General features: G+C 33.3%; 5 protein-coding genes. All 5 read right to left on the bottom strand.

What is annotated here, in order from left to right; genetic code table 11:
- Positions 1-81: 81 nt before the first annotated feature.
- The 5 genes from murJ to FB379_RS04985 all read right to left on the bottom strand — a co-directional run bounded on the left by murJ (position 82) and on the right by FB379_RS04985 (position 11,946).
- Positions 82-1,590 carry a murein biosynthesis integral membrane protein MurJ gene (gene murJ, locus FB379_RS05005; RefSeq protein ID WP_130158272.1) on the bottom strand — a complete coding sequence of 503 codons (1,509 nt, stop codon included), beginning with the start codon at positions 1,588-1,590 and terminating at the stop codon, positions 82-84.
- Between the two features lie 26 nt (positions 1,591-1,616).
- A complete protein-coding gene (gene csaB / locus FB379_RS05000; RefSeq protein ID WP_144597234.1) occupies positions 1,617-2,723 on the bottom strand; it encodes a polysaccharide pyruvyl transferase CsaB in 1,107 nt (368 codons plus the stop codon).
- 513 nt (positions 2,724-3,236) lie between these two features.
- On the bottom strand, positions 3,237-5,867 hold the full coding sequence (locus FB379_RS04995; protein ID WP_144597232.1) for a CDP-glycerol glycerophosphotransferase family protein: 2,631 nt from the start codon (positions 5,865-5,867) through the stop codon (positions 3,237-3,239).
- A 192-nt stretch (positions 5,868-6,059) separates the two neighbouring features.
- A complete protein-coding gene (locus tag FB379_RS04990; RefSeq protein WP_144597230.1) occupies positions 6,060-8,570 on the bottom strand; it encodes a GW dipeptide domain-containing protein in 2,511 nt (836 codons plus the stop codon).
- A gap of 118 nt (positions 8,571-8,688) precedes the next feature.
- Positions 8,689-11,946 (bottom strand): N-acetylglucosaminidase, encoded by a 3,258-nt coding sequence (locus tag FB379_RS04985; protein ID WP_144597228.1) that lies wholly within the window; start codon positions 11,944-11,946, stop codon positions 8,689-8,691.
- Positions 11,947-12,003: the final 57 nt, after the last annotated feature.

The raw sequence follows: 12,003 nt of genomic DNA, 5'->3' as shown, positions 1-12,003 counted from the left end.
AGTAATCATAACAAACCATTTTTAAGAAATTATTGATTTTTGCAAACAGAGTATTAAAATATCGTAAAGATTTCACCATTATTATTTCATTAGCAGCTTTTTAAAACGGTTATATCCGTCTCGATAGAAAAAATATATGCCAATTGCATAGACAATAGCTGCAACTATAGAAATGACCAGCAGCTGAAATAATGAATAAACATTTTGTAAAAATGCCGCTCTTCTTATCAAAATAATAACGGCAGCCATCATTACACATGGAACTACAATCCTTACTAAAAGCTGCAAAAGTTTTTTTTGCTCGCTAACGTGAAATTGGCGATAAACGTAAATGACTGTCAAAACAAGATAGTATAATGAAACAATGGAGCTCGATAAAGCTAAACCAATATATCCAAGTTTTATTGCAAAAAAATAATTTAAAATAACATTGAGCACTATTGTACTTACACTAACTATAAACAGAAATACTGTCTTTTCTTTTACATAGATCGCTTTAGAAACTACCGATTGTGTACCCTGTAACAAAATTAATGGTGCATAATAAATTAAGGCGGCAAACGTTTTTTTCGTATCCGCACTGGTAAATTCTCCTCTTTCATATACAAATGAAATGGCTAAATCCCCCAACAACATTACACCGATTGTTACAGGCAATAATAATAGCACGGATGATTCAACGCCAAGAAATACGGTTCTCTCAAAGCTTCGATCGTCCTCTACCTTTTCAGACAAAATCGTAAATATAATGGCCGCAATCGTTGTGCTGAAAATAGTGAAGGGAATGCTTACAATTAATGAAGCATTGTTTAAATATGTGACAGCTCCGCTAATTGTACTTGTAGCAAACATTTTGTCAACGAACATATTAATTTGACCGACTACCGAATTGGCGACTGAAGGGAGAAATAATACAATGATGCTTTTTCGAAATTGCCTCTCTATATTAAAAGTAAATGCCCAATGATAGCCATTTTTTTTTAAATAAAAAAATTGAATGAACACACCCAAAAGGGTACCGATAATAAACCCGTAAATTAAGCTGTAAATTTCTAATACTTCCGATAATGTCAATGCAAATATTGCAGCAAACAACGTTGGCAGCAATTTTGATACATGAGCAGGAATAAAACTTCTTTTGCTTTGCAAATACGTATCCAAAATTCCGCTTAATACAATTAAACTTATAAAAGGCAGGAAAATCGCGGTTATTTTTACAGCTACATGTTCTGTTACTGCATTCATAGCTGGAAATAAAGTTTTCAAAATGATTGGATAGAAAGGAAATACAACAATCGATAAGCATAAAAAAAGGAAAACTGTATAATTTAATACAGCATTTGCATTTTGATCTGCTAATTGGCTATTTTTGTTCTTCTCTTTTATATATATTGGTAAAAAGGCATGATTAAATCCGCTAGAAATCATTGCTACGACTAATGTTATGAAAGAAAAAGCTATTAAATAGCCATCCGTATATTCATTTGCTCCAAACTCCTTGGCCATGATACTTTCTCTTAAAAAACCGGAAAGCTTCAAAACAATAGCCAAGATCGTTGACCAAATCGCCGCTTTTTTGAGTGTTGACATCATGACACCTTCTTTACCATAAACATTTACAAAAAGTTTTCTTTCATGAGATAAATATTCCTTTTTGCTTCCTGCTGCAAATCTTGAATACTTTTTGTTAATTTCATTTTAACGTTTTGTTTCTCCATCAATATTGCCCGGAAGTTTTCCAGTAAGCGCTGCTTTTCAAGATTTTCCATTGAAAAAGAATAACACCACAATCCGGTTCTTTCCAGAAAGTTTTTTACCTTCGGATCATAACTTATTCCAATATGCGGTGTCCCCATTTTGGCGGCAAAGATAAGGAAATGAAGCCGCATACCAATCGCAATTTTGGCATGCCTAAAAAAATATAAATATTGATGCGGTTTAAAGTCAGTGCTCAAAATATAGCACTTATCACGGTTCTTCATTAAACCCATCACTTTTTCAGACTGTATCCTGTCATGTTCTCCCTCCATTGGAACAAAGACGGGCGTGAATTGATCCTTTTCAATTAATTCATCAAGCGCGTCCGCTAAAACTTGAAATGCCTGATGATGACGAAACCATGGACGAACTGAGACAGCAATAATTTTTTCTTTACCTGTTAACGGTAAACTTTTATAACAGGCATCATCCTGCTTTATTTTAAAAGCAAACACAATATCCGCCGTTACGACTGTTTTCGGCTTATTTATCCCCAATTTTATAAGCAAATCCTTTGAAAACTCATCCCTTACTGTTATAAAGTCTGCCATATTTGCAAATATTTTCATTAAAATTTTTGCCCATCGGGTTTCAATCGGCCCGATACCTTGGGAAAAAAACATTACCTTCGTTCCACACAGCTTCGCTAAAAACACAATTAATAAATAATATGGCAAAGGTCCAAATAAAAATTTTGTCGAATATGTATCCTGCAAAAGCCCTCCGCCTCCACTTAACAATAGATCAGCCTCGCGAAGTGCCTGAATCTTTTTTAGAAAATCACGACGCCAGCCTCTATATATACTTTTTACTTGATGCTTCCGTGAGGTCTCTTCAGGGGACAGTGAAAAAACAGTTATATTAATCGGATCAATTTCCTCCTTTAAATTATCGATCATTGATTCCAATATAGCTTCATCTCCCGTATTCCCCGCACCGAAAAACCCTGATATCACGACTTTCACTTCATAAACCTCCCCCAAGAATGAATAGAGATGCCGATATGATATTATTATTTTACAATGAAGAACGCTCAAAATATGGGGTTTTAACATTTTTTACATGAACTTAATGTAAACGCAAATTTATTATGATTCATTATTGCCTTTCAAAAGAAATGGTAATCCTTTTTATAAATAAATGTTTAAATGTTCAATTGTTGTATTTTAAGCGTTATTTGTGATTTTCTTAAATGACTTGATTAAATCCAATAGTTTTTTCGCAAGTTTTATAAGAACCTTTTCATTTCCTCAAACGATGAGACTACCTTCTAAATCCAGTTAAAAAAAAGGTGATTTTTCACTTCATTTGCGGTGCACCACTCTGTCACGCTGCTTTTTATGTTTCTTCCAACTTTATCTTCCATTCATTATATTCATTATAATGTAGGTTAAAAGATGTTTAGATTTGGCGCTTACTATCATCGATCCCGAAAAATAGAAATTATATAATAAAAAATCCCCTTATTAGGAGAATTACTACCTAATAAGGGAATGATTTAATAAAGAATTAAATTGTTCTATAGATTGTTTTGTATATTTTTCAAAATTGAACGAATTGAAATTATAAGGGTTCAATAAAAACTTATGCATTCCTTGATAAAGCCCTTCCGTACTATTTTCTACAATAATAGCCTCATTATTTTGTAAATATTTTACTGTTCCTTCTAAATCTACTGTAATGACAGCCGTTCCAACAGCGAGAGATTCAAATACTACCAGACCTAATGCTTCATAATAAGAAGATAATACAAAGGCATCACATAATTTTAGTAAGGCGTACGGATTGCTCATTCTTCCAAGAATATAAATAGACGATTTTGCTGAACTGTTACTTACTTGCCGAACGGTTTTATTCTTTAATGGACCATGAGGAGCAATAATAATTAATCTTGTATTTGGATTTTCTTTATTAACTTTTTCAAAAGCTTCAATTAGCCGTTCATGCCCTTTTTCATACGCAAAACGCCCAATGTTAATGAAGAATTTAATATTTTCGTCAAATAATTCATTTAGCAATCGAGATTTACTTTTGCCAATAGTTTTTTCTATTATGATTTCATTTGCTAAATTTATTTTTTCCTCGATTCTTTTTGCAATTTTAACATGGTTTTCTTTCATTAGTTGATCCAAATCATCCCGTATGTTTAGATTATTGTATTCTTGAAATCTTTCATGGCTCTGTAAAAAAAGATTAATATTTTTATTCAAATGTTGGAAATTCATCTTTTCTGTCGGAACATAAGCATACGTAATAGAAGTTGGAAAGATCGTTGCAAAAATATTTTCTTTTGCAAGTTCACGCACGCGTTTTTCACCAAAAAAGTTATTTACTGTGAAAATCTTTCCTTTTGTAAAGGGCAAATTATTTTCCAAATCATCCTTTAACGATTCATTTACAATAGCGATCTTATCCGCTTTCTTGTACGCTCCAAAAATAATTTTTTTACTATAACTTTTCTTTGCTTCATACTCCTTAAACATATCGGTGTGGACAAAAATAATTTTGTTGATATTTTCATCTAAGTGCGAAAGTAATTCCGCAAATTTCCGATCAAAGCCAGTATAATGAATGTAATCATCTATTTTTAAATCACCAAAAAAACGCCTCTGCTCAGGCAAAAACATGTTTTTGACAAAATGTTGTACAACTGGCCCTTTAAACCATTCATATTTAAAATAAAATTTATAAAATATACGTTCGATAAAAGTACCATTTAGTCCGCCTGGGATTGGATAGTACAAAACTCCCTCTGGTAGATCCCGCACTTTATAAAAATGTTCTTTTTTTAGTCGTTTACGTTCAAAAAATAAGATGTAGTTTCTTTGAGAAGTATCAATATTATTTAACGTGTTTAACAAGGCAGACGTTATTCCATTATCCCATAAACCACCACAAAAAATAGCTGTTGTTTTTTTGCCGTTATAGATATCCGTTTCTGCAATACATTCGTAAGTTGTATCATTAAACAAATAATCACATAAAATTTTAGTGCCTTCAATATTGTCAAATGGGCAAAATTTTTCTTGCATTTCTTTGTATGAAAAAGTTTTATTATCTCTTAAAGCAATTAATAATTCGTCAACTGTTTTTGCTTGAACAAATGGATAATCGTCAATATCTTCATATACACCACGTGTACTAAAATAATCTTCTTTATCATATGTGTAAAGCACAATTTTTCGCCCTGTAACAAGAAAATCATACATTACTGATGAATAATCAGTAATCAAAACATCAACCGCAGTTAAAAATTGGTAGACTTCATATTTTTCAGGCATTGAATATATGTTTTTAAATTCAGAAAGATCAATATTCGCTTGAAAAGGATGTAATTTCACAAAAAATATTTCATTTTTTTGGAGTTTTCCGGAAATTTCTTCTAAATCAGAGAGGATTTTGCTGTGGTCATGATTAACACGCCCGACACTTCCTCTCCAAGTGGGCATATAGAAATATATTTTTTCGTTCGTTACTCCTAGTTCAGAACGAATTTTTTGGCGTATTTTTTCATCAAACATTACAGAGTTTCTAGGAGAGGGACCAACAACCATTTTCCCCTGATACACACCAGAAATATTGAAAGCATGTTCAATAATATTTCTTGTATATTCATTATTCACTATAATTTTATCTGTCATATAAAAGTTTTTTTGCACATTGCCAACTTCAGTGACATTTTCTAAATCCTTCCCAAGTTTTTTTAATGGGGTGCCATGCCATATATTAATATAAATTTGTCCTTCTTTCTTATTGAAAAAAGGATAAAAAGTAGTATCATTGAACAGATATTTGGCACTTGCAAGCAACCTGCAATATTCCTTAGAAAGGTGCTTAACAACCTTTGCACGTTTTATATTTTGATCGTTTAAAAATTTTTGTATTGACTCAATATTTTTTGCCGCAACAAATAAATTTAAATGATTATAATTTTTTTCCAGTTCTTGCAAAATGTAAAACATATGACCAGAAATATTTGCCCCATGAGTAGACTCAATTAGAACGCAGTTTTGTTGAATTTTTAGCTTTTTATAATATTTTTGGTAATAATATAAATATTTGTTTCTATTAAAGTTTTTAATTTTCTTTTTTAATTTTTCAGTAATCATATTTTACTACCTTTCTGCCTAGATGTTAGCAAAGAAAGTTTCAGATAGACTTACCTAAATTATTATAATTGTTAACTATTTAAAAGTAAATGGTTCATGTCTATTCATTAAAAGATATATTTATAACGGGTTAATTGAGAATAAAAAAGGGAAAACCTACAGAATCAACATAAATTCTGTAGGTTGAGCCATTTACCTTTTTATGAAAGATTCATGTACCCAAACTATTTTTCCATTTAACCTTCCACGGTACCATGTGTTTTTCCCAACGGTTTCGGTCAAATGTACTTCGAAAACCTTCCCCTTATATTGGGAAAGATTTTCATAAACTACATCTTTCTTTCCACCCCAAGCCTTGCTATAGGCGCTACCGGTTCCTTTGATCGTAAACAATTTTGCTTGTTTGTCTACTGCTTTGTGGGTATTTACGGACATATTTTTTGCTTGTACCCATCCGACTACACCATTTATACTGCTTGGTTCTAAACTTATCAAATAATACAAATCTCCATTAAAGGTCGCTTGTTTTTTAATATAGTATACTCGGTTGGTATACTCTACGCCTGATGTAATGGCTGTCGATGGATCACCTAATGTTTTGTAAATTTTCACTTGCCGTGTCCGAATATGCCCCAACTTGCTTGTGGTTCTTGTATCAGCTAGGTTGACCGAGTGAATCCATACTTTTTTATTATCTAAAAGACCTCTGTACCAAGTATTGTTACCAACTTTTTCTGTAAGGTCAACTTTGAATTCTTTTCCCTTATAATCTGATAAGTCTGTATAAACAATATTTTTCTTTCCTCCCCAAGCTTTATTATAAGCACTACCATTCCCTATGATTGTAAACAATTTTGCTTGTTTGTCTACCGTTTTGTGGGTATTTATGGAAACATCTTCTGCTTTTGCCCATCCGACTACACCATTGGTGCTGCTCGGTTTTAGACTAAGCAAATAGTACACTTGGCCATTTACAGACACCTGTTTTTTAATATAGTACACTTGATTAGTATATTCTGCATCTGATGTAATGGCTGTCGATGGATCACCTAATGTTTTATAAATTTTCACTTGTCGTGTCCGAATATGCCCTAGCTTGCTGGTGGCTGTTTCTTGAGCTTTTGTCACATAACTTGAATGAATAAATACCGTTTTGCCGTTTAATGTTCCGCGGTACCAAACATTTTTCCCTACATTTTCCGTCAAATGGACATGGAAAACCTGATCTGTAAATTGGGAAAGATTTTCATAGACTAAATCTTTCTTTCCTCCCCAAGCTTTCCGATAAGCGCTGCCAGTTCCTTTGAGATAATAAGTTTTTCCCTGTTTATCCACTGTTTTATGACTGTTAACCGCCATGTTTTCTGCCCTTACCCAGCCAACTACTCCTGATGTACTGCTTGGGTTTAAACTTATCAAATAGTATTTTTGACCACTGACAATTGCTTGCTTTTTAATATAATACACTTGGTTTGTATATTGTGATCCAGCTTTAAAACTTGATGTACTATCCCCTATTTTTTTGTGAATTTGCACATTACTATTGCGGATATGTCCGAGCAGGCTTGTTGCATATTGTTTAGATAAATAATTTGATTGGATCCATATTTGTTTACCATTTAAACTTCCTCTGAACCAAATCGTGTTTCCAACTTTTTCTGTTAAATTGACGACAAATTGTTTCCCTTCAAATGCAGATAACGTATTATATATGATATTTTTTTGGCCTCCCCAAGCCTTATTATAAGCTTTGCCTGCACCTGTAACTACAAACTCCTGTTTATTATTTTTAATGCCCACATGTTCTTGAACAGTTAGATCTTGTGCCTTGACCCAACCCACTAATCCTTCTCGATTACTTGGTTTTAAACTCAATGAGTAATATTTTATTCCATTTAAGCTGCTTTCTTGTTTAATATAGTAAACTTGATTTGTATATTTTTCTCCAGCAACCATATAATTTGCTGGATTAAGTGGATTAGGGTAGATACGCACGTTTCGTGATCGAATATGTCCTAGTTTGCTAGTATATTGCTTTCTCTTTGCAGTTAGCTCATTATACTTTTGTTTAACAAGTGTTACAAATTGATTCCAATTATATCCCCACTTTTGAAAATATCCATGGGGATCAACATGATCCGTACCGCCTAAATGGATGCTGACTGCTCTGTGTGACCATAATGTTCCCTGGCCAGCGGTTTCAGCACTTGTAACACCTAAATTATATCTATATAAGATATTTGCAATGTAGCTAGCATAGTTATTAATAGATCTAGCAAACTGATCAAAGGTCTTAACTCTTACTAATTCTACGTGAACAAAGCGAGGATTGGCATATTTTCCTGCACCCCAAGCCTTTAAGTCAGTTGGATGAATTTCAATAATTCTTGAATGGTCAACAAAAGCATGGACAAATGCATTATTATAGTGTCTTACCATATAATTAATTTCATTTGTTATTGACGAATTATCATTTGCTGTTTCATGAGCCACTACGCCTTCTACTCGACCATAGCCATAACGATAATTCATTTTAGGAAATATCATGATATGATTATATTCTGTTCTAGCTACAGGTAATTTTTTCGAATTAATGTAACGATTGACGTCTGGATAGCTTTTAGCTTCTGCATAAGATGGAGTTATAAAACTAAAAATAATTACAATAAAAATTGAAAAGAATGCTATAACAAAATTCTTCATATTACCTCCTACTTCCCAACTTTTACTCTATATTATCTTATCGGCCAATTTTCCCAAAAATAAAGAACTAAAAAAAGCTATTCAAAAGGAAATACTTTTGAATAGCTTTTTTTATCACTTATTTTTTATACTCCGGTATTTCAAGAACCAAAGTATACGAATCTAGTAATTTGTACATATTATACATACTAGCTGTTTGTTTATATGCCCAACCGATATCTGTAGCATATTGCTTTCCGTATCTTTTGTTTACATCAGCAAAATCAGGATCCCATCGCATTTTATATAAAGTGTCCCGCCCATCGTAAACATACTTTTCAGCAATAAACTTCGCACCGCCAACAATAGCTTTTTCAGGTGTAAACCATCCTTCATCATATGCTCTTTTAACACCGCATTCTACTGCGCAATTATCATAAGCACCTATTCCATACATATTATACACAGTTTTTCCGTTGTATTTTATACCATTTGCAAGAGCAGATGTCCCATTTCCTGTCTCCAGCAGTGCGTGGGAGATTAAATAAATTTCATTTATTCCGTATTTTTGGCCAGCTTCTATAAAAGAACTTGCTTTGCCTTTTAAAATCCCTTTATTATATAAAATTTTATTATTAACCTCTGCCGCATTCAGATTAGCACTAGCAGACAGTTTCAAAAACTGCAACAATCCCCGAAGATCGTTTGTGAAATTGTTTGGATCCAAATAATATTTTACATCAGCTTTGCTGGCAAGTCCCCATCTAGTGTTTTTCACATGGTACCAAATCTTTCCGTCATTATCCTCACTTTTAGCGCTACCATAAATAGGAAGGTCTACATTTCTTACTCGCTCGTATTCAGGATAACTCGTACTTGGACCTCTTCTAATTTTCCAATTTGCATCTGCTTTAACAAGTCCATATTTTTGACCGTTTTTCGTATAAATTTTTTCAAAGGCATCTTCTCTAATCCACAGTTTATAAGTTATACCGTACTTATCTGTTACTGGATTGGCCTTCATTTGAATATTAACCATCTCATCAAGGGTAATATTGTAATTTTTATACAACGTTGTATATAAAAAAGAACTATGGATCCAAACGGTTTTTCCATCTAGCGTTCCTCTATACCAAGTGTTATTGCCTACCTTTTCAGTCAAATGAACTCTAAAAAGATTTGTTTCATACTGAGATAAATCTTCATAGACTAAATTTTTCTTTCCGCCCCAGGCTTTATTATAGGCGCTTCCAGTCCCTTTCACAAAAAATACTTTTGATTTTTTATCAACTGTATTGTGAGTACGCACTGACATATCCTCTTCTTTAACCCATCCAACTAACCCTGATGTACTGCTTGGTTGAAGGCTGAGCAAATAATAGAGTTGGCCATTCACCGTCGCTTGTTTTTTAATATAATACACTTGATTGGTATACTCCGCACCGGATGTAAAAGCTGTCGATGGGTCTCCTAATGTTTTGTAAATTTTTACTTCTCGTGTCCGTATATGTCCTAGCTTGCTGGTGGCAGTTTCTTGAGCATTTGTCACATAGCTTGAATGGATAAATACTGTTTTTCCGTTTAATGTCCCGCGGTACCAAACATTTTTTCCTACATTTTCCGTCAAGTGAACGCGGAAGATCTGATTTTTATATTGGGAAAGATTTTCATAAACTAAATCTTTCTTTCCACCCCAGGCCTTGCTATAAGCACTGCCTGTTCCTTTGATGAAAAATACTTTTGATTTTTTATCAACTGATGTATGAGGATGAACTGACATATCCTTTTCATTCACCCAGCCCACTAAACCTGATGTACTACTTGGTTGGAGGCTAAGTAAATAATACAGTTCACCATTCATCGTTGCTTGTTTTTTAATATAGTATACTCGGTTGGTATATTCCGCACCGGATGTAAAAGCTGTCGATGGGTCTCCTAATGTTTTGTAAATTTTTACTTCTCGTGTCCGTATATGTCCTAGCTTGCTTGTTGCACTCTCTTTCACCGATTCCAAACTCACATAGCTTGAATGTATAAATACCTTTTTCCCATTTAGCCATCCTCTATACCATACATTGTTGCCAACTGTTTCAGTTAGGTCTACTTGAAACTTCTGATTTTTAAATTGTGAAAGATCCTCATAAACTAAATCTTTCTTTCCACCCCAGGCCTTGCTATAAGCACTGCCTGTTCCTTTGATGGAAAATACTTTTGATTTTTTATCAACTGATGTATGAGGATGAACTGACATATCCTTTTCATTCACCCAGCCCACTAAACCTGATGTACTACTTGGTTGGAGGCTAAGTAAATAATACAGTTCACCATTCATCGTTGCTTGTTTTTTAATATAGTATACTCGGTTGGTATATTCCGCACCGGATGTAAAAGCTGTCGATGGGTCTCCTAATGTTTTGTAAATTTTTACTTCTCGTGTCCGTATATGCCCTAGCTTGCTTGTTGCACTCTCTTTTACCGATTCCAAACTCACATAGCTTGAATGTATAAATACCTTTTCCCCATTTAGCCATCCTCTATACCATACATTGTTGCCAACTGTTTCAGTTAGGTCTACTTGAAACTTCTGATTTTTAAATTGTGAAAGATCCTCATAAACTAAATCTTTCTTTCCACCCCAAGCCTTGCTATAAGCACTGCCTGTTCCTTTGATATAAAGCAATTTGCTTCTGCTGTCTATTGTCTTATGATCATGGGATGATATATCACTTGCTTTTGCCCAACCAACAACACCAATGGTACTACTAGCTCTTAAACTTAGCAAATAAAATAGTTCTCCATTAACAGAGGCTTGTTTTTTTATGTAGTAAACCCGATTTGTATACTCTTCCCCAGCTTCAAATGATTGAGTAAAATCATTTAAATTCTTATAAATTTTTACTGATCTTGTTTTTATGTGTCCTAGTTTGCTAGTTGCAGTTTCATTTACAACATTTGAATCTGCAGTTTGACTAATAGAAAAGGAACCCATTTTAATAGATGATTTGTTTTCTACTGTCTCTTTCACTGTCTCATCTTTTTCTTGCTGCTCTTCATTTTCCTCATTTTTCACAGCATGACTATCAATGTTATTAGATTTTTCAACAATATTTTCGTCAATATTATTTGTTTGTTCTGATCTTATGTTTTGTTGACTTTCATCTAGAATACTTTCATCATTTGAAGCTGATTCGTTTTCAGAATTTATATCCTGATCTGGAGGTTTTAAATCCTGTTCCCCTTCATTAATCGCTTCCTGTTCCATGGAATTTACATCTTGCTCACTTTCATTATTAATGGAAGCATTATTTTGATTTGCTAAGCTTTGATCCGCAAAAACTGCCGAAGAAAAGCTAGACAAAATCAATAAAACAATACATGAAATTGATAACTTTCTCATTGTTTCCTCCCTTCCATCAAAATAACAACATTGCGCTAAAAGCCTTTATTATTATAA

It is taken from the genome of Aeribacillus composti, assembly GCF_007827555.1.
GTDB classification, from domain to species: domain Bacteria; phylum Bacillota; class Bacilli; order Bacillales; family Aeribacillaceae; genus Aeribacillus; species Aeribacillus composti.
The sequence above is the reverse complement of the archived record's forward strand: the minus strand, read 5'-3'. Positions and strand labels throughout refer to the sequence as shown.